Source organism: Streptococcus sp. 2106, from assembly GCF_013277315.1.
GTDB lineage: Bacteria > Bacillota > Bacilli > Lactobacillales > Streptococcaceae > Streptococcus > Streptococcus pseudopneumoniae.
Genome location: NZ_VMMS01000048.1, coordinates 1 through 19,347, shown reverse-complemented (window position 1 = coordinate 19,347; position 19,347 = coordinate 1). Strand labels below are relative to the sequence as shown.

The window sequence follows — 19,347 nt, the reverse complement described above, 5'->3', positions numbered from 1 at the left end:
TTTTTATAATTGAAAGACGTGAACGATATGAACATGTCCTTGCGAGTGCTTAGGAAAAAAATTATAAGTATGTCAAGTTTAAGAAAAAACTTGATTGTTGGAGGATTTTTTAGATGAACGAATTTGAAGATTTGCTAAATAGCGTTAGCCAAGTTGAGACTGGTGATGTTGTTAGTGCTGAAGTATTGACAGTTGATGCGACTCAAGCTAACGTTGCAATCTCTGGAACTGGTGTTGAAGGTGTCTTGACTCTTCGCGAATTGACAAACGATCGCGATGCAGATATCAATGACTTTGTTAAAGTAGGAGAAGTATTGGATGTTCTTGTACTTCGTCAAGTAGTTGGTAAAGATACTGATACAGTTACATACCTTGTATCTAAAAAACGCCTTGAAGCTCGCAAAGCATGGGACAAACTTGTTGGTCGCGAAGAAGAAGTTGTTACTGTTAAAGGAACTCGTGCCGTTAAAGGTGGACTTTCAGTAGAATTTGAAGGTGTTCGTGGATTTATCCCAGCTTCAATGTTGGATACTCGTTTCGTACGTAACACTGAGCGTTTTGTAGGTCAAGAATTTGACGCTAAAATCAAAGAAGTTGATGCTAAAGAAAACCGCTTCATCCTTTCACGTCGTGAAGTTGTTGAAGCAGCTACAGCAGCAGCTCGCGCTGAAGTATTTGGTAAATTTGCTGTTGGTGATGTTGTAACTGGTAAAGTTGCTCGTATCACAAGTTTCGGTGCTTTCATCGACCTTGGTGGTGTTGACGGATTGGTTCACTTAACTGAATTGTCACATGAACGTAACGTTTCACCAAAATCAGTTGTAACTGTTGGTGAAGAAATTGAAGTGAAAATCCTTGATCTTAACGAAGAAGAAGGACGTGTATCACTTTCACTTAAAGCAACAGTACCAGGACCATGGGATGGTGTTGAGCAAAAATTGGCTAAAGGTGATGTAGTAGAAGGAACAGTTAAACGTTTGACTGACTTCGGTGCATTTGTTGAAGTATTGCCAGGTATCGATGGACTTGTTCACGTATCACAAATTTCACACAAACGTATTGAAAATCCAAAAGAAGCTCTTAAAGTTGGTCAAGAAGTTCAAGTTAAAGTTCTTGAAGTTAACGCAGATGCAGAGCGTGTATCACTTTCTATTAAAGCTCTTGAAGAACGTCCAGCTCAAGAAGAAGGACAAAAAGAAGAAAAACGTGCTGCTCGTCCACGTCGTCCAAGACGTCAAGAGAAGCGTGATTTCGAACTTCCAGAAACACAAACAGGATTTTCAATGGCTGATTTGTTTGGTGATATCGAACTTTAATCAAATTGAAAATTCACAAAATCCTTTGTTTACTAAACAAGGGATTTTTTCTTTTGTCTCTGCTCCTTTTTTGATATAATAGTTCTATGTTAAAATCAGAAAAACAATCACGTTATCAAATGTTAAATGAAGAATTGTCCTTCCTATTGGAAGGCGAAACCAATGTTTTGGCTAATCTTTCCAACGCCAGTGCTCTCATAAAATCACGTTTTCCTAATACCGTATTTGCAGGCTTTTATCTGTTCGATGGAAAGGAATTGGTTTTAGGTCCCTTCCAAGGAGGTGTTTCCTGCATCCGTATTGCACTAGGCAAGGGTGTTTGTGGTGAGGCGGCTCACTTTCAGGAAACAGTTCTGGTTGGTGATGTAAGGACCTATCCCAACTATATTTCTTGTGATAGTCTAGCTAAAAGTGAAATTGTGGTGCCGATGATGAAGAATGGTCAGTTACTTGGAGTTCTGGATCTGGATTCTTCAGAGATTGAGGATTACGATGCTATGGATCGAGATTATTTGGAACAATTTGTTGCTATTTTGCTTGAAAAGACGGAATGGGACTTTACAATGTTTGGGGAAAAATCTTAATGTATCAAGCACTTTATCGAAAATATAGAAGTCAAAACTTCTCCCAGTTGGTTGGTCAAGAAGTTGTGGCTAAGACTCTTAAACAAGCAGTAGAACAAGAGAAAATAAGTCATGCTTATCTTTTTTCTGGTCCACGTGGAACGGGAAAAACCAGTGTAGCTAAGATTTTTGCCAAGGCTATGAACTGTCCCAATCAAGTGGGTGGCGAACCTTGCAATAACTGCTATATTTGTCAAGCAGTGACGGACGGTAGTTTAGAAGATGTCATTGAAATGGATGCAGCTTCTAATAATGGGGTAGATGAAATTCGCGAAATTCGTGATAAATCTACCTATGCGCCTAGCCTTGCTCGTTATAAGGTTTATATCATAGATGAGGTTCATATGCTGTCTACAGGGGCTTTTAATGCCCTCCTAAAGACGCTGGAAGAACCAACACAGAATGTGGTCTTTATTTTGGCCACTACTGAATTGCACAAGATTCCTGCTACTATTCTATCCCGTGTCCAACGTTTTGAATTTAAATCGATTAAAACACAGGATATTAAGGAACATATCCGCTATATCTTAGAAAAAGAAAATATCAGTTCTGAGCCAGAGGCTGTGGAAATCATTGCCAGACGGGCTGAAGGTGGAATGCGAGACGCCTTGTCTATTTTGGATCAAGCCCTGAGTTTGACACAGGGAAATGAGCTGACGACTGCCATCTCTGAAGAAATTACTGGCACTATTAGCCTATCAGCCTTAGATGATTATGTGGCTGCCTTGTCCCAGCAGGATGTTCCCAAAGCATTAGCTTGCTTAAATCTTCTCTTTGACAATGGTAAGAGCATGACTCGTTTTGTGACCGATCTTTTGCACTATTTAAGAGACTTGTTAATTGTTCAAACAGGGGGAGAAAATACTCATCATAGTCCAGTCTTTGTAGAAAATTTGGCACTTCCTCAAGAAAATCTGTTTGAAATGATTCGCTTAGCGACAGTGAGTTTAGCAGATATTAAGTCTAGTTTGCAGCCCAAGATTTATGCTGAAATGATGACCATCCGTTTGGCGGAAATCAAGCCCGAACCAGCTCTTTCTGGTGCAGTTGAAAGTGAAATTTCTGCACTGAGACAGGAAATTGCACGTCTCAAACAAGAGCTTTCTAATGTAGGTGCGGTTCCTAAACAAGTTGCACCGGCTCCTAGTCGACCAGCTACGGGCAAAACAGTCTATCGTGTTGATCGCAATAAAGTGCAATCTATCTTACAAGAGGCCGTCGAAAATCCTGATTTAGCACGTCAAAATCTGATTCGTTTGCAGAATGCCTGGGGAGAGGTAATTGAAAGTCTAGGAGGCCCTGATAAGGCTCTGCTAGTTGGTTCTCAACCGGTTGCGGCCAATGAACACCATGCTATTCTTGCTTTTGAGTCTAACTTCAATGCTGGTCAAACCATGAAACGAGATAATCTCAACACCATGTTTGGTAACATCCTCAGTCAGGCAGCAGGTTTTTCACCTGAGATTTTAGCCATTTCCATGGAGGAATGGAAAGAAGTTCGCGCAGCCTTTTCAGCTAAAGCCAAATCTTCTCAAACTGAAAAAGAAGCAGAAGAAAGTCTGATTCCAGAAGGATTTGAATTTTTGGCTGATAAAGTGAAGGTAGAGGAAGACTAAAGAAAGATTTCATGATACAATAAGTTTATGAATAAACAACAATTTATTATTATGGCGCTGTTTACAGCTGCTGAGACCTATTTTTTCAATGAAGCTTGGATGACTGGTCGCTATATTATGGCAGCCTTTTGGGCAATTTTACTCTTCAGAAATTTCCGAGTCAGTTATGTGATGGGCAAAATCGTTGATGTCATCGATCAGCATTTTAATAGGAAAGACTAGCCCTCAGCTTCCAGACAAAATCAAAGCCTTTTAGGCTTTTTTTTGTTATACTATAAAAGTATATTTATAGACCTTTTATACTCTTCGAAAANNTCCTAGTTTGCTCTTTGATTTTCATTGAGTATTACCGTACTTTCTAGGGAAATCAAGTATGTTTCTAGTAAGTACTGTAAAGGCCTTGAAAAAGAAAGGAACTATCATGTCAGTATTAGAAATCAAAGATCTTCACGTTGAGATTGAAGGAAAAGAAATTTTAAAAGGGGTGAACCTGACCCTGAAAACAGGAGAAATTGCCGCTATCATGGGACCAAATGGTACAGGTAAATCGACTCTTTCTGCCGCTATCATGGGAAATCCAAACTATGAAGTAACCAAAGGTGAAGTTTTGTTTGATGGCGTAAACATCCTTGAGTTGGAAGTAGATGAGCGTGCGCGTATGGGACTTTTCCTTGCTATGCAATACCCATCAGAAATTCCTGGTATTACTAACGCTGAGTTTCTTCGTGCCGCTATGAATGCTGGTAAAGAAGATGATGAGAAGATTTCAGTTCGTGAGTTTATCACTAAGTTGGACGAGAAAATGGAATTGCTCAACATGAAAGAAGAAATGGCAGAGCGTTACCTCAACGAAGGCTTCTCTGGTGGTGAGAAAAAACGTAATGAAATTCTTCAACTTTTGATGTTGGAACCAACTTTTGCCCTTTTGGATGAGATTGACTCTGGTCTTGATATTGACGCTCTTAAAGTTGTTTCTAAAGGTGTGAATGCCATGCGTGGTGAAGGTTTTGGTGCTATGATCATCACTCACTACCAACGTCTTTTGAACTATATCACACCAGACGTGGTACACGTGATGATGGAAGGTCGTGTTGTCCTTTCTGGTGGTCCAGAATTGGCTGCGCGTTTGGAACGTGAAGGATACGCAAAACTAGCTGAAGAACTTGGCTACGACTACAAGGAAGAATTGTAATTCCCTCGTATCTTTTAGGAGAAGTAAATGACTAAAGAAAATATTAAACTTTTTTCAGAAATGCACGCTGAACCAAGCTGGTTGGCTGACCTCCGTCAAAAAGCTTTTGATAAGATTGAGAGTCTAGAATTACCAGTTATTGAGCGTGTCAAATTCCACCGTTGGAATCTGGGGGATGGGACGATTACAGAAAGCGAGCCATCAGCAAATGTTCCAGATTTCACTGCACTAGATAACCACTTGAAGTTGGTGCAAGTAGGAACGCAAACTGTTTTTGAGCAAATTCCAGTTGAGTTGGCTGAACAGGGTATCATCTTTACAGACTTCCACTCAGCTTTAGAAGAAATTCCAGAGCTTGTTGAGGAATTCTTCATGTCATCTGTCAAGTATGACGATGATAAGTTGGCAGCCTACCATACAGCTTATTTCAATAGTGGTGCTGTTCTCTATATTCCTGATAACGTGGAAATTGCTGAACCAATCGAAGGGATTTTCTATCAAGACAGCGATAGCGATGTGCCGTTTAACAAGCATATTATGATTATCGCTGGTAAAAATTCTAAGATTAGTTATCTGGAGCGTTTAGAGTCACGCGGTGAAGGAAGTGCCAAAGCAACTGCTAATATCACAGTAGAAGTAATTGCACGTTCTGGTGCTCAAGTCAAGTTTGCGGCTATCGACCGTCTAGGTGAAAACGTTACTGCCTATATTAGCCGTCGTGGTAAATTAGGCAACGATGCAAGTATTGACTGGGCAATCGGTGTCATGAACGAAGGAAACGTCGTTGCTGACTTTGATAGTGACTTGCTTGGTAACGGTAGCCATGCTGACCTGAAAGTTGTAGCTCTTTCAAGTGGCCGTCAGGTGCAAGGAATTGACACTCGCGTAACAAACTATGGCTGCAACTCAATCGGAAATATCCTCCAACATGGGGTTATCCTTGAAAAAGCAACTTTGACTTTCAATGGTATCGGCCACATCATTAAGGGTGCTAAGGGAGCAGATGCCCAACAAGAGAGCCGTGTGCTCATGCTTTCAGACCAAGCGCGTTCAGATGCCAATCCAATTCTTTTGATTGATGAAAATGACGTAACTGCAGGACACGCAGCCTCTATTGGTCAGGTAGATCCAGAAGACATGTACTACCTCATGAGCCGAGGCTTGGACAAGGCAACTGCAGAACGCTTGGTTGTCCGTGGTTTCCTTGGATCTGTTATCGTGGAGATTCCAGTCAAGGAAGTTCGTGATGAAATGATTGCGACTATCGAAGAAAAATTGTCAAAACGCTAAGGGGTAGCCTATGTTAGATGTAGAAGCGATTCGCAAGGATTTTCCAATTTTAGACCAGATTGTCAACGATGAACCGTTGGTCTATCTGGACAATGCTGCGACGACACAAAAACCACTAGTAGTTCTGAAAGCTATTAACAGCTACTATGAGCAGGACAATGCCAATGTTCACCGTGGTGTCCATACCTTAGCGGAACGAGCGACAGCTTCTTATGAAGCTGCTCGTGAAACCATTCGTAAGTTTATTAATGCAGGCTCTACAAAGGAAGTTCTCTTTACCAGAGGAACGACAACCAGCCTTAACTGGGTGGCACGCTTTGCTGAGGAAATTCTCACTGAGGGAGACCAGGTCTTGATTTCAGTAATGGAACACCATTCTAATATCATTCCATGGCAGGAAGCTTGTCGAAAGACTGGAGCAGAGCTTGTCTATGTCTATCTTAAAGACGGTGCCTTGGATATGGAGGATTTGCGAGCTAAATTGACTGATAAGGTTAAATTTGTTTCCCTAGCTCATGCCTCCAATGTTCTTGGTGTGGTCAATCCGATCAAGGAAATCACTCAATTAGCCCACCAAGTTGGGGCAATCATGGTAGTGGATGGTGCTCAATCTACACCTCATATGAAGATTGATGTCCAGGACTTGGATGTGGACTTCTTCGCCTTTTCGGGTCACAAGATGGCTGGTCCGACTGGTATCGGTGTCCTTTACGGCAAAGAAAAGTATCTTGAGCAAATGTCTCCAATAGAATTTGGCGGCGAGATGATTGATTTCGTCTACGAACAATCGGCTAGTTGGAAGGAATTGCCTTGGAAATTCGAGGCTGGAACTCCTAACATGGCAGGTGCTATCGGACTGGCAGCAGCAGTGGATTATCTGGAAAAGATTGGTATGGATGCCATTGAAGCCCATGAACAGGAACTGATTGCATATATCTATCCAAAACTGCAGGCGATTGAAGGATTGACCATTTACGGTTCGCAGGACTTGGCTCAACGTTCAGGTGTCATTGCCTTTAACCTAGGCGACCTTCATCCGCACGACATCGCGACTGCTTTGGATTATGAAGGCGTGGCTGTTCGAGCAGGTCACCATTGTGCGCAACCCTTGCTCCAGTATTTGGAAGTTTCAGCAACAGCTCGTGCAAGTTTTTATATCTACAATACCAAGGCAGATTGCGACAAGCTAGTCGATGCCTTACAAAAGACAAAGGAGTTTTTCAATGGCACTTTCTAAACTAGATAGCCTTTATATGGCAGTGGTAGCGGACCATTCGAAAAATCCACATCACCAAGGGAAGTTGGAAGATGCTGAGCAAATCAGTCTCAACAATCCAACCTGTGGGGATGTTATCAATCTCTCTGTCAAGTTTGATGCAGAGGACCGTTTGGAAGATATCGCTTTTCTAAACTCAGGTTGTACCATCTCAACTGCCTCTGCCAGCATGATGACAGATGCAGTTTTAGGAAAAACCAAACAAGAAATTTTAGAACTTGCGACCATTTTTTCTGAAATGGTTCAAGGGCAAAAAGATGACAGACAAGATAGTCTTGGAGACGCAGCCTTCTTGTCAGGTGTTGCTAAATTCCCTCAACGAATCAAGTGTGCAACCCTAGCTTGGAATGCCCTTAAGAAAACAATTGAAAATCAAGATAACAAATAAGACGATCTTCTTTTGTCTTATGAATCAGTAGAAATGAAGAATGAAAGAAAGGATATTATGGCTGAAGAAAGAGTAGAACCAAAACCAATTGATCTTGGTGAATATAAATTTGGTTTCCATGATGATGTAGAGCCTGTCCTATCGACAGGAAAAGGATTGAATGAGGATGTCATTCGTGAACTATCAGCTGCCAAGGGAGAACCTGAGTGGATGTTAGAATTCCGTTTGAAGTCTTATGAAACCTTCAAAAAAATGCCCATGCAAACTTGGGGAGCAGACTTATCAGAGATTGATTTTGATGACTTAATCTACTACCAAAAACCATCTGATAAGCCAGCTCGTTCCTGGGATGAGGTTCCTGAAAAAATTAAAGAAACCTTTGAACGTATTGGGATTCCAGAAGCTGAACGTGCTTATCTTGCTGGAGCTTCTGCCCAGTATGAGTCCGAAGTAGTTTACCATAACATGAAGGAAGAATTTGAGAAGTTAGGTATTATCTTTACAGATACGGATTCTGCTCTCAAGGAATACCCAGATTTGTTTAAACAATACTTTGCTAAGTTGGTACCACCAACAGATAATAAGTTGGCTGCCCTCAATTCGGCAGTATGGTCAGGTGGAACCTTTATCTATGTACCAAAAGGGGTCAAAGTGGATATTCCACTTCAAACTTACTTCCGTATCAACAACGAAAATACAGGTCAGTTTGAACGTACCTTGATTATCGTTGATGAGGGAGCAAGTGTCCACTACGTTGAAGGGTGTACAGCGCCAACATATTCAAGTAACAGCTTGCATGCTGCCATTGTAGAAATCTTTTCCTTAAAAGGAGCTTATATGCGTTATACAACCATTCAAAACTGGTCTGACAACGTCTATAACTTGGTAACGAAACGTGCCAAAGCCTTGAAAGATGCGACTGTTGAGTGGATTGATGGAAACTTGGGTGCCAAAACAACCATGAAATACCCATCTGTTTGCCTAGATGGAGAAGGGGCGCGTGGTACTATGCTTTCTATTGCCTTTGCTAATGCAGGGCAACACCAGGACACTGGTGCCAAGATGATTCACAATGCTCCACATACCAGTTCGTCTATCGTGTCTAAATCCATCGCTAAAGGCGGAGGAAAGGTTGACTACCGTGGTCAAGTAACCTTTAACAAGAACTCTAAGAAATCTGTTTCTCACATTGAATGTGATACCATTATCATGGATGACTTGTCGGCATCAGATACTATTCCATTTAATGAAATCCACAACTCGCAAGTTGCTTTGGAACACGAAGCTAAGGTTTCTAAGATTTCAGAAGAACAATTGTATTACCTCATGAGTCGTGGATTGTCAGAATCAGAAGCGACAGAAATGATTGTTATGGGATTTGTGGAGCCCTTCACAAAAGAGCTTCCAATGGAATATGCTGTTGAGCTGAACCGCTTGATTAGCTATGAGATGGAAGGGTCAGTTGGGTAAAATTTGATTTTAGATATACTCAAAATCAAGGACTTTGATACTATTCGAAAATCAAAGTGTAAACCACGTCAGCTTTATCTACAACCTCAAAGCGGTGCTTTGAGCAACCTACGGCTAGCTTCCTAGTTTACTCTTTGATTTTCATTGAGCATTAGATCTACTCAAAATCAAGAACTTTGAAGATGAATTTGTAATAAAAAAAATCGCGGTTTAAATCGCGATTTTTTTATAATTTCTCGTTAACAAAGCGGACAAACTGATTCCACCAAACTTTTAAGAAGAAGGCTTTTTCCATTTTCTTGTCTGCAACCATTTCGAAACTAGGGCGCTCTGTGGTGATGTAACCTTGACCAATCAAGTCCTTGTCTTCATAAGTTAAATGGCCAACCACTGTTCCAGCTTCAAGTGGTGCTGGGATTGCTTTGGAATCAGGTGTGAATTGAATAGATTGAGAAGATTGATTCCCGACACGTTCAATTAGATAGATATCCTCTGGAGCCACTGCAGTGACCGTATCTTCTTTTCCATCTTGTACAGGGGCTTTGCTATCTTGATAGGCATCGCCTTGCTGAACGATTTTGCGAAGTGTAAATGTTGAAGAAATATAATCCATTAGGGAAGATGTAGCTGTAAACCGAGCGTAGGGATTATTGTCTTTATGGTCTGCATTTAAAACAACTGTGATGACTCTCATGCCTTTTTCGACAGTAGTACCAACAAAAGATTCTCCAGCCTTATCTGTTGTTCCTGTTTTCAGTCCATCAAAACCACCACGGTAAGCAGGCATACCTTCTAACATGTAGTTGGTCGAAGTGATTGTCATTCCAGCAAAAGTAGAAGAAGGTTTTTTGGTGATTTCCAAGACTTGTGGGTATTTTTTGATGAGGTTACGAGCAACAATAGCAACATCATAAGCACTGAGCTTGTTTTCATCATCTTTTTTTGAGCTCGGGTAAATATTATCTCCTAGAGTCTCGTTGTTCAGACCAGTTGTATTGACAACAGTAGCATCTTTGATTCCCCATTCCAAGAGTTTGGCACGCATCATATCGACGAAGTCTTTCTCTGAGCCAGCAATTTTCTCAGCTAGGGCAATAGCGGCGCTGTTGGCACTAGATACCAGAGTTGCTTCAAGTAACTCTTCGACAGTATAATTACGGGCCTCCATAGGAACATTACTGGCTTCAGAATTTGTCGTCAATTGATAAGGATAGTCAGAAATATCTACAGGAGTGGAGAGGGTAATACTTCCGTTTTCCAGAGCTTCATAGACTAGATAAACCGTAATCAATTTTGTTATGGAAGCAATTTCGACAGGTTGAGTCGCATCCTTCTCATAGAGAATTTTACCAGTATTTGCCTCAACAGCAATGGCATGTTTTGCAGCAATGGTAAAATCTTGAGCAGCAACAGTAGAAGCACCTCCTAAAAGGGAGACAGTTAATAAAGTTAAAAATATTTTTTTCATAGTAGTCTTATTCTATCATAAAGAAAAAAAATATTCTTGCTTTAATAATTCATCCGTTAAGCTTTTTGAAAATATGGTAAAATAGAGTGAGGGAGGTAACTCATGTTTCGTAGAAATAAATTATTTTTTTGGACCACAGAAATTTTACTCTTAACCATCATCTTTTACCTATGGAGACAGATGGGGTCTTTGATTAACCCTTTTGTTAGCGTGCTTAATACAATTATGATTCCATTTTTATTAGGGGGCTTTCTTTATTATTTGACAAACCCTATTGTTACTTTCTTAAATAAAGTCTGTAAACTCGATCGTTTACTTGGTATTTTAATTACCTTGTGTGCTTTGGTCTGGGGAATGGTCATAGGTGTTGTCTATCTCTTACCTATTTTGATTAATCAGTTATCTAGCTTGATTATATCTAGTCAAACTATTTATAGTCGAGTACAAGACTTAATCATAGACTTATCTAATTATCCTGCGCTCCAGAATTTGGATGTAGAAGCTACAATTCAGCAGTTAAACTTATCCTATGTTGATATTCTTCAAAAGATCCTAAATAGCGTATCAAATAGTGTGGGGAGCGTCTTGTCAGCTCTTATCAGTACTGTTTTGATTTTGATTATGACTCCAGTTTTTTTGGTTTATTTCTTATTAGATGGACATAAATTCTTGCCCATGCTTGAAAGAACGGTTCTAAAGAGGGATCGCTTGCATATCGCAGGTCTCTTAAAGAATTTAAATGCGACGATTGCTCGCTATATTAGTGGAGTTTCGATTGACGCAATCATTATAGGTTGTTTAGCTTATATTGGCTATAGTATTATTGGTTTAAAATATGCTTTAGTTTTTGCTATTTTTTCTGGTGTAGCCAATTTAATTCCTTATGTGGGGCCAAGTATTGGTTTGATTCCTATGATTATTGCAAATATATTCACTGATCCCCATAGAATGCTGATTGCAGTGATTTATATGCTTGTTGTTCAGCAGGTAGATGGCAATATCTTATATCCTCGAATCGTAGGAAGTGTTATGAAGGTTCATCCAATCACGATTTTAGTTTTACTTTTGTTGTCAAGCAATATCTATGGTGTAGTTGGAATGATTGTCGCAGTGCCAACCTATTCTATCTTGAAAGAAATTTTTAAGTTCTTATCCCGTTTGTATGAAAATCATAAAATCATGAAAGAACGAGAAAGAGAATTAGCTAAGTAAAAGTCAGGAGAACCCTGATTTTTATTTACTGGAAGTGACCTTTAGACTAGAAGATTGAAAATAAGTTAAAGTCCTAAACTAATTTTCACAGCTAAGAATAGTAGAAGTTAATCTGATAAAAATCGAAAAAACCAGTGGAATTCCGTGTCAGGGTAAGTTCCACTGGTTTTCATAGTCTATTAAAGTTCGAATGAAACCTATTTATAGTAGATTGAAACTAGAATAGTACACCTCTAATTCTAAAACATTGTTAGAAATCGGTTTGACTGTCCTGATCTATTCGTCCTATTCTTATTTCATTTTACTATATTTTGGTGCAATAAGTGAAAAGTAGTCCGAATAATATAAGGATTGATTTTATTGTTTTTAAACTCAAATGAATTGAAACAAAGAGAGTAGGAAAATTCTCATCTGAAAGTATTTTAGAATAATTCTCTTCGTGAATTTCTTCAAAACAGATAGCTTCATCTTAGGTATGTGTTAATTGGATTTCGTAAGTTCTATTCATAATCGTAAAGTTATGCACTGAGAAAGTTGTAGTTAGTATCCCAGTTTGCTAAATTTCTCGAATAGTATCTTTTTTAGGTATGTGATTTCTTTTTGCATTTTTGTGTTAGATAAGGTATAATAGTTTTATTGTCTTTTGGGGTCGTTACGGATTCGACAGGCATTATGAGGCATATTTTGCGACTCGTGTGGCGACGTAAACGCTCAGTTAAATATAACTGCAAAAAATAACACTTCTTACGCTCTAGCTGCCTAAAAACCAGCAGGCGTGACCCGATTTGGATTGCTCGTGTTCAATGACAGGTCTTATTATTAGCGAGATACGATTGAGTCTTGTCTAGCGGCTTGATAAGAGATTGATAGACTCGCAGTTTCTAGGCTTGAGTTATGTGTCGAGGGGCTGTTAAACTAATACATAACCTATGGTTGTAGACAAATATGTTGGCAGGTGTTTGGACGTGGGTTCGACTCCCACCGGCTCCATTATTCCTTTGCATTCCTTGGTAAAACGTTGTTAAATCAACGTTTTTTGTTTTTGTCTTTGGTATTCCTTTGCATTCTTTTGCTAAAAAAGGATACAACAAAGGATACAACATTTTTGTCGTATCCTAAAAATAATCTTTTTTCCACGGAAGACATGGGATTCGAACCCACGCACGCTATTACACGCCTACCGCGTTTCCAACACGGCCTCTTAAGCCTCTTGAGTAATCTTCCAATACTTACTTAAATAGTCTACCATAAAGGTCCTTATCTTGCAATAAAAATTCTGTAAATAAGAAAAATGATAGAATTTGGAAGAAAATGATAAAAAATGCTTGACTTTAAAAGAAAGTGTGATAGAATGAATAGTGTAAACGATAACAGGAGGTGATTCGGTGTTAAAAACAGAGCGGAAGCAACTGATTTTAGAGGAGTTAAATCAACATCATGTAGTTTCTCTAGAAAAATTAGTTAGTTTGCTAGAAATGTCAGAATCAACGGTTCGAAGAGACTTGGATGAGTTGGAAGCGGAAAACAAGCTTCGTCGTGTGCATGGTGGATCAGAACTCCCCCACTCCTTACAGGAAGAAGAAACCATTCAAGAAAAATCTGTCAAAAACCTTCAAGAAAAGAAGTTGCTGGCTCAGAAAGCAGCCTCTCTCATTAAAGAAAAAGATGTCATCTTTATCGATGCTGGAACAACAACTGCTTTTTTGATTCATGAATTGGTCAATAAGAATGTTACAGTTGTGACCAACTCCATTCACCATGCCGCTCAGTTGGTTGAAAAGCAGATTCCAACTGTCATGGTTGGAGGAAACGTCAAGACGGCGACAGATGCTAGTATCGGGGGCGTTGCTCTTAACCAGATTAACCAATTGCACTTTGACCGTGCCTTTATCGGAATGAATGGTGTTGACGATGGCTATTATACGACTCCTGATATGGAGGAGGGAGCTGTGAAAAGAGCTATTTTGGAGAATGCCAAGCAGACCTACGTCTTGGTGGATTCGTCAAAAATTGGACAAACTTGCTTTGCCAAGGTAGCACCGCTCAAACGAGCTATCGTTATCACAAGTCAAGGGCATGAGCTTTTGCAGGCTATTAAGGAAAAAACGGAGGTAATAGAAGTATGATTTATACAGTCACACTCAATCCATCTATTGACTATATTGTGCGTTTGGACCAAGTTCAAGTCGGTAGTGTCAATCGTATGGACAGTGATGATAAGTTTGCTGGTGGGAAAGGAATCAATGTCAGTCGTGTCTTGAAACGCTTGGATATTCCAAATACAGCGACTGGATTTATCGGTGGCTTTACTGGTAAATTTATCACAGATACTTTGGCTGATGAAGAAATCGAGACACGTTTTGTCCAAGTGGCAGAAGATACTCGTATCAATGTTAAAATCAAAGCAGACCAAGAAACAGAAATCAACGGAACGGGTCCAACTGTTGAACCAGCCCAGCTAGAAGAGTTGAAAGCTATTTTATCTAGTCTGACAGCAGAAGATACGGTTGTGTTTGCAGGTTCAAGTGCTAAAAATCTAGGCAATGTTATCTATAAGGATTTGATTTCCTTGACGCGCCAGACTGGTGCGCAAGTGGTTTGTGACTTTGAAGGACAGACCTTGATTGATAGTTTGGACTATCAGCCACTTTTGGTCAAACCAAATAATCACGAACTTGGAGCGATCTTTAGAGTGAAACTCGAAAGTTTAGATGAAATCGAGAATTATGCTCGTCAGTTACTGGCCAAAGGAGCTCAAAACGTCATTATCTCCATGGCTGGGGACGGTGCACTTCTTGTCACATCTGAGGGAGCTTACTTCGCAAAACCTATCAAGGGAACAGTTAAAAATTCAGTTGGAGCTGGTGACTCTATGGTTGCTGGATTTACAGGTGAATTTGTCAAATCAAAAGATGCAGTAGAAGCCTTCAAATGGGGAGTGGCTTGCGGAACGGCAACTACCTTCTCAGATGACTTGGCAACGGCAGAATTTATTAAAGAAACATATGAAAAAGTTGAGGTAGAAAAACGATGAAAATTCAAGACCTATTGAGAAAAGATGTCATGTTGCTGGATTTGCAGGCAACTGAAAAAACTGCTGTCATCGAAGAGATGATTAAAAGCTTGACAGATCACGGTTATGTGACAGATTTTGAAATCTTTAAAGAAGGCATTTTGGCGCGTGAAGCCTTGACTTCTACTGGTTTGGGTGACGGAATCGCTATGCCACACAGCAAAAATGCTGCTGTAAAAGAAGCGACTGTTCTTTTTGCTAAGTCAAATAAGGGTGTTGATTATGAGAGTTTGGATGGGCAGGCAACTGACCTCTTCTTCATGATTGCTGCTCCAGAAGGTGCCAATGACACCCACTTGGCAGCCTTGGCAGAATTGTCTCAATACTTGATGAAAGACGGTTTTGCTGACAAACTTCGTCAAGCAACATCAGCTGATCAAGTCATCGAACTTTTTGACAAAGCTTCAGAAAAAACTGAGGAACCTGTTCAAGTACCTGCCAATAACTCTGGTGACTTTATCGTGGCTGTTACAGCTTGTACGACAGGTATTGCCCACACTTACATGGCCCAAGAAGCCCTTCAAAAAGTGGCTGCTGAAATGGGGGTTGGTATCAAGGTCGAAACCAACGGTGCCAGCGGTGTTGGGAACCAACTAACATCAGAGGACATCCGTAAGGCTAAAGCTGTTATCATCGCAGCAGACAAGGCAGTTGAAATGGATCGTTTCGATGGCAAACCATTGATCAATCGTCCAGTTGCTGACGGTATCCGTAAAACAGAAGAGCTGATTAACTTGGCTCTTTCTGGGGATGCTGAAATCTACCGTGCCGCTAATGGTGCCAAAGCCGCAACAGCCTCTAACGAAAAACAAAGCCTTGGTGGTGCCTTCTACAAACACTTGATGAGTGGTGTATCTCAAATGTTGCCATTCGTTATTGGTGGTGGTATCATGATTGCCCTTGCCTTCTTGATTGACGGTGCTTTGGGCGTTCCAAATGAAAACCTTGGTAATCTTGGTTCCTACCATGAACTAGCTTCTATGTTCATGAAAATTGGTGGAGCTGCCTTTGGTTTGATGCTTCCAGTCTTTGCAGGTTATGTTGCCTATTCTATTGCTGAAAAACCAGGTTTGGTAGCTGGTTTCGTGGCTGGTGCTATTGCCAAAGAAGGGTTTGCCTTTGGTAAGATCCCTTATGCCGCAGGTGGTGAAGCAACTTCAACTCTTGCAGGTGTATCATCTGGTTTCCTAGGTGCCCTTGTGGGAGGATTTATCGCAGGTGCCTTGGTTCTTGCTATCAAGAAATACGTTAAAGTTCCTCGTTCACTTGAAGGTGCTAAATCAATCCTTCTCTTGCCACTTCTTGGAACGATCTTGACTGGATTTGTCATGCTAGCTGTGAATATCCCGATGGCGGCAATCAACACTGCTATGAATGACTTCCTAGGCGGTCTTGGAGGCGGTTCAGCTGTCCTTCTTGGTATCGTCCTTGGTGGAATGATGGCTGTTGACATGGGTGGACCAGTTAACAAAGCGGCTTATGTCTTTGGTACAGGTACGCTTGCAGCGACTGTTTCTTCAGGTGGTTCTGTAGCCATGGCAGCAGTTATGGCTGGAGGAATGGTGCCACCACTTGCAATCTTTGTCGCAACGCTTCTTTTCAAAGATAAATTTACCAAGGAAGAACGCAACTCTGGTTTGACGAATATCATCATGGGCTTGTCATTTATCACTGAGGGAGCGATTCCGTTTGGTGCAGCTGACCCAGCTCGTGCGATTCCAAGTTTCATTCTTGGTTCAGCAGTAGCAGGAGGTCTCGTTGGTCTTACTGGTATCAAACTCATGGCGCCACACGGAGGAATCTTCGTTATTGCCCTTACTTCAAATGCCCTCCTTTACCTCGTTGCTGTCTTGGTAGGAGCAATCGTAAGTGGTGTGGTCTATGGTTACCTACGCAAACCACAAGCATAAAACTTAGATATGAAATGAAAAGATTGGACCGTTTGGTGCAGTCTTTTTCTCTTTCCGAAATGCCTGTGAAATATGGTATAATAGAAAAATGGCAAACAAGAATACAAGTAAAACAAGACGGAGACCGTCTAAAGCAGAACTCGAGAGAAAAGAAGCGATTCAACGGATGTTGATTTCGTTGGGAATCGCGATTTTATTGATTTTCGCAGCTTTTAAATTAGGAGCTGCAGGTATCACTCTTTACAATTTAATTCGCTTGTTGGTGGGTAGTCTAGCTTATCTGGCAATATTTGCCCTATTGATCTATCTCTTCTTTTTCAAGTGGATACGAAAACAGGAAGGACTCTTATCAGGATTTTTCACCATATTTGCTGGCTTGCTCTTGATTTTTGAGGCCTACTTAGTTTGGAAATATGGTTTGGATAAGTCGGTTTTAAAAGGAACCATGGCTCAGATTGTGACGGATTTGACTGGTTTTCGAACGACCAGTTTTGCTGGAGGGGGCTTGATTGGTGTCGCTCTGTATATTCCAACCGCCTTTCTCTTTTCAAATATCGGTACTTACTTTATTGGTTCTATCTTGATTTTAGTGGGTGCCCTCCTAGTCAGTCCTTGGTCTGTTTATGATATTGCTGAATTTTTCAGTAGAGGCTTTGCCAAATGGAGGGAAGGACATGAGCTTCGAAAAGAGGAACGCTTTGTCAAACAAGAAGAAAAAGCTCGCCAAAAGGCTGAGGAAGAGGCTAGATTAGAACAAGAAGAAGCTGAAAAAGCCTTACTCGATTTGCCTCCTATTGATATGGAAACGGGTGAAATTCTGACAGAAGATGTTGTGCTTGACGTTCCTCCTGTTCCAGAAGAAGAGTGGGTGGAACCAGAAATCATCCTGCCTCAAGCTGAACTTGAATTCCCTGAACAGGAATATGGCTCTGACGATGAAGATGTTCAGGTCGATTTTTCAGCCAAGGAAGCCCTCGAATACAAACTTCCAAGCTTACAACTCTTTGCCCCAGATAAACCCAAAGACCAGTCTAAAGAGAAGAAAATCGTTCGGGAAAATATCAAAATTCTAGAAGAAACCTTTGCTAGCTTTGGTATTAAGGTAACAGTTGAACGGGCCGAAATTGGACCATCGGTGACTAAATATGAAGTTAAGCCAGCAGTGGGTGTACGGGTCAACCGCATTTCCAATCTAGCAGATGACCTCGCTCTAGCCTTGGCTGCTAAGGATGTCCGAATCGAAGCACCTATCCCGGGGAAATCCTTAGTTGGAATCGAAGTACCCAACTCTGAGATTGCGACTGTATCCTTCCGCGAACTATGGGAACAATCTCAAACGAAAGCAGAAAATCTCTTGGAAATTCCTTTAGGAAAGGCTGTTAATGGCAGTGCAAGAGCTTTTGACCTTTCCAAAATGCCCCACTTGCTCGTCGCAGGTTCAACAGGTTCAGGGAAGTCAGTAGCGGTTAACGGCATTATCGCCAGCATTCTCATGAAAGCTCGACCCGATCAAGTTAAATTTATGATGGTCGATCCCAAGATGGTTGAGTTGTCTGTTTACAATGATATTCCCCATCTCTTGATTCCAGTTGTGACCAATCCACGCAAGGCCAGCAAGGCCCTGCAAAAGGTTGTGGATGAGATGGAAAATCGTTATGAACTCTTTGCCAAGGTGGGAGTTCGTAACATTGCAGGCTTTAATGCCAAGGTAGAAGAGTTTAATGCTCAGTCTGAGTACAAGCAGATTCCACTACCACTTATTGTTGTGATTGTGGATGAGTTGGCTGACCTTATGATGGTAGCAAGCAAGGAAGTGGAAGATGCTATTATCCGTCTTGGACAGAAGGCGCGGGCTGCAGGTATCCACATGATTCTTGCAACCCAGCGTCCATCCGTTGATGTCATCTCTGGTCTGATCAAGGCTAATGTCCCATCTCGTGTAGCATTTGCGGTTTCATCAGGAACAGACTCCCGTACGATTTTGGATGAAAATGGAGCAGAAAAACTTCTTGGTCGAGGAGACATGCTCTTTAAACCGATTGATGAAAATCATCCAGTTCGTCTCCAAGGCTCCTTTATCTCGGATGACGATGTTGAGCGCATTGTGAACTTCATCAAGGCTCAGGCAGATGCGGACTACGATGATAGTTTTGAACCAGGTGAGGTTTCTGAAAACGACGGTGAATTTTCAGATGGTGAATCTGGTGGTGACCCGCTCTTTGAAGAAGCCAAGGCTTTGGTAATCGAAACTCAGAAAGCCAGTGCATCTATGATTCAGCGTCGTTTGTCAGTTGGATTTAACCGTGCGACCCGTCTCATGGAAGAGCTTGAGATGGCAGGTGTCATCGGTCCAGCTGAAGGTACCAAGCCAAGAAAAGTATTGCAGCAATAAAAAATAGCTTCTTTCCAAGGTTGGAAGGAGCTATTTTACTGGCTATTGATTACTTTTATACTCTTCGAAAATCTCTTCAAACCACGTCAGCTTTGCCTTGCCGTATATATGTGACTGACTT

The 19,347-nt window shown here is 41.0% G+C and carries 15 protein-coding genes, 1 tRNA gene and 1 other RNA gene; 15 read left to right on the top strand and 2 right to left on the bottom strand.

Going from position 1 to position 19,347, the window contains the following annotated elements; translation table 11 throughout:
* The first annotated feature begins 113 nt into the window (after nt 1-113).
* The 9 genes from rpsA to sufB all read left to right on the top strand — a co-directional run bounded on the left by rpsA (nt 114) and on the right by sufB (nt 9,171).
* Nucleotides 114-1,316: a 30S ribosomal protein S1 gene (rpsA, locus tag HT723_RS06000; protein ID WP_001001629.1), complete on the top strand. Its 1,203-nt coding sequence runs from the start codon at nt 114-116 to the stop codon at nt 1,314-1,316.
* A gap of 86 nt (nt 1,317-1,402) precedes the next feature.
* Entirely contained in the window at nt 1,403-1,900 is a 498-nt protein-coding gene (locus HT723_RS05995; protein ID WP_138705529.1) for a GAF domain-containing protein, read from the top strand.
* Nucleotides 1,900-3,555, top strand: coding sequence for a DNA polymerase III subunit gamma/tau (gene dnaX / locus HT723_RS05990; RefSeq protein ID WP_100104062.1), 1,656 nt, complete (start codon nt 1,900-1,902; stop codon nt 3,553-3,555). The genes HT723_RS05995 and dnaX overlap by 1 nt, the downstream gene beginning before the upstream one ends.
* A 27-nt stretch (nt 3,556-3,582) precedes the next feature.
* A complete protein-coding gene (locus HT723_RS05985; protein ID WP_001041547.1) occupies nt 3,583-3,777 on the top strand; it encodes a DUF3272 domain-containing protein in 195 nt (64 codons plus the stop codon).
* Between the two features lie 199 nt (nt 3,778-3,976).
* Complete coding sequence (gene sufC / locus HT723_RS05980) at nt 3,977-4,747, top strand: Fe-S cluster assembly ATPase SufC (RefSeq protein WP_000114489.1); 771 nt, start codon at nt 3,977-3,979, stop codon at nt 4,745-4,747.
* Nucleotides 4,748-4,774: 27 nt separating this feature from the next.
* Nucleotides 4,775-6,037 carry a Fe-S cluster assembly protein SufD gene (gene sufD, locus HT723_RS05975; protein ID WP_050219083.1) on the top strand — a complete coding sequence of 421 codons (1,263 nt, stop codon included), beginning with the start codon at nt 4,775-4,777 and terminating at the stop codon, nt 6,035-6,037.
* A 10-nt stretch (nt 6,038-6,047) separates the two neighbouring features.
* Nucleotides 6,048-7,274: a cysteine desulfurase gene (locus tag HT723_RS05970; protein ID WP_050261450.1), complete on the top strand. Its 1,227-nt coding sequence runs from the start codon at nt 6,048-6,050 to the stop codon at nt 7,272-7,274.
* Entirely contained in the window at nt 7,261-7,701 is a 441-nt protein-coding gene (gene sufU / locus HT723_RS05965; protein ID WP_001218476.1) for a Fe-S cluster assembly sulfur transfer protein SufU, read from the top strand. Before HT723_RS05970 ends, sufU begins: the two co-directional genes overlap by 14 nt.
* Nucleotides 7,702-7,758: 57 nt before the next feature.
* Nucleotides 7,759-9,171: a Fe-S cluster assembly protein SufB gene (sufB, locus tag HT723_RS05960; protein ID WP_000797052.1), complete on the top strand. Its 1,413-nt coding sequence runs from the start codon at nt 7,759-7,761 to the stop codon at nt 9,169-9,171.
* Between the two features lie 226 nt (nt 9,172-9,397).
* Here sufB and pbp3 read toward each other — a convergent pair whose 3' ends face one another.
* The gene (gene pbp3 / locus HT723_RS05955) at nt 9,398-10,639 is read right to left on the bottom strand and encodes a D-alanyl-D-alanine carboxypeptidase PBP3 (protein ID WP_172934838.1); all 1,242 of its coding nucleotides are present in this window, start codon (nt 10,637-10,639) and stop codon (nt 9,398-9,400) included.
* Between the two features lie 102 nt (nt 10,640-10,741).
* Here pbp3 and cozE point away from each other — a divergent pair, with 102 nt between their 5' ends.
* Both cozE and ssrA read left to right on the top strand, forming a co-directional pair.
* Nucleotides 10,742-11,851, top strand: coding sequence for a cell elongation protein CozE (gene cozE / locus HT723_RS05950; protein ID WP_172934837.1), 1,110 nt, complete (start codon nt 10,742-10,744; stop codon nt 11,849-11,851).
* A gap of 645 nt (nt 11,852-12,496) precedes the next feature.
* Nucleotides 12,497-12,844: a transfer-messenger RNA gene (gene ssrA, locus HT723_RS05945) on the top strand.
* Between the two features lie 143 nt (nt 12,845-12,987).
* Here ssrA and HT723_RS05940 read toward each other — a convergent pair.
* Nucleotides 12,988-13,075, bottom strand: a tRNA-Ser gene (locus HT723_RS05940).
* A gap of 161 nt (nt 13,076-13,236) precedes the next feature.
* Here HT723_RS05940 and HT723_RS05935 point away from each other — a divergent pair.
* The 4 genes from HT723_RS05935 to HT723_RS05920 all read left to right on the top strand — a co-directional run bounded on the left by HT723_RS05935 (nt 13,237) and on the right by HT723_RS05920 (nt 19,226).
* On the top strand, nt 13,237-13,977 hold the full coding sequence (locus HT723_RS05935) for a DeoR family transcriptional regulator (RefSeq protein ID WP_172934836.1): 741 nt from the start codon (nt 13,237-13,239) through the stop codon (nt 13,975-13,977).
* On the top strand, nt 13,974-14,885 hold the full coding sequence (pfkB, locus tag HT723_RS05930; protein ID WP_172934835.1) for a 1-phosphofructokinase: 912 nt from the start codon (nt 13,974-13,976) through the stop codon (nt 14,883-14,885). The genes HT723_RS05935 and pfkB overlap by 4 nt, the downstream gene beginning before the upstream one ends.
* Entirely contained in the window at nt 14,882-16,834 is a 1,953-nt protein-coding gene (locus tag HT723_RS05925; RefSeq protein WP_172934834.1) for a fructose-specific PTS transporter subunit EIIC, read from the top strand. The genes pfkB and HT723_RS05925 overlap by 4 nt, the downstream gene beginning before the upstream one ends.
* A gap of 88 nt (nt 16,835-16,922) precedes the next feature.
* The gene (locus HT723_RS05920) at nt 16,923-19,226 is read left to right on the top strand and encodes a DNA translocase FtsK (RefSeq protein ID WP_345890240.1); all 2,304 of its coding nucleotides are present in this window, start codon (nt 16,923-16,925) and stop codon (nt 19,224-19,226) included.
* Nucleotides 19,227-19,347 lie beyond the last annotated feature (121 nt).

What these genes read in the sequence shown, in the direction of transcription:
- sufC (WP_000114489.1), top strand. Translation starts at nt 3,977, where the DNA reads ATGTCAGTATTAGAAATCAAAGATCTTCACGTTGAGATTGAAGGAAAA.
- pfkB (WP_172934835.1), top strand. Translation starts at nt 13,974, where the DNA reads ATGATTTATACAGTCACACTCAATCCATCTATTGACTATATTGTGCGT.
- HT723_RS05970 (WP_050261450.1), top strand. Translation starts at nt 6,048, where the DNA reads ATGTTAGATGTAGAAGCGATTCGCAAGGATTTTCCAATTTTAGACCAG.
- pbp3 (WP_172934838.1), bottom strand. Translation starts at nt 10,639, where the DNA reads ATGAAAAAAATATTTTTAACTTTATTAACTGTCTCCCTTTTAGGAGGT.
- dnaX (WP_100104062.1), top strand. Translation starts at nt 1,900, where the DNA reads ATGTATCAAGCACTTTATCGAAAATATAGAAGTCAAAACTTCTCCCAG.
- sufB (WP_000797052.1), top strand. Translation starts at nt 7,759, where the DNA reads ATGGCTGAAGAAAGAGTAGAACCAAAACCAATTGATCTTGGTGAATAT.
- rpsA (WP_001001629.1), top strand. Translation starts at nt 114, where the DNA reads ATGAACGAATTTGAAGATTTGCTAAATAGCGTTAGCCAAGTTGAGACT.
- HT723_RS05925 (WP_172934834.1), top strand. Translation starts at nt 14,882, where the DNA reads ATGAAAATTCAAGACCTATTGAGAAAAGATGTCATGTTGCTGGATTTG.
- HT723_RS05995 (WP_138705529.1), top strand. Translation starts at nt 1,403, where the DNA reads ATGTTAAAATCAGAAAAACAATCACGTTATCAAATGTTAAATGAAGAA.
- HT723_RS05920 (WP_345890240.1), top strand. Translation starts at nt 16,923, where the DNA reads ATGGCAAACAAGAATACAAGTAAAACAAGACGGAGACCGTCTAAAGCA.
- HT723_RS05985 (WP_001041547.1), top strand. Translation starts at nt 3,583, where the DNA reads ATGAATAAACAACAATTTATTATTATGGCGCTGTTTACAGCTGCTGAG.
- cozE (WP_172934837.1), top strand. Translation starts at nt 10,742, where the DNA reads ATGTTTCGTAGAAATAAATTATTTTTTTGGACCACAGAAATTTTACTC.
- sufU (WP_001218476.1), top strand. Translation starts at nt 7,261, where the DNA reads ATGGCACTTTCTAAACTAGATAGCCTTTATATGGCAGTGGTAGCGGAC.
- sufD (WP_050219083.1), top strand. Translation starts at nt 4,775, where the DNA reads ATGACTAAAGAAAATATTAAACTTTTTTCAGAAATGCACGCTGAACCA.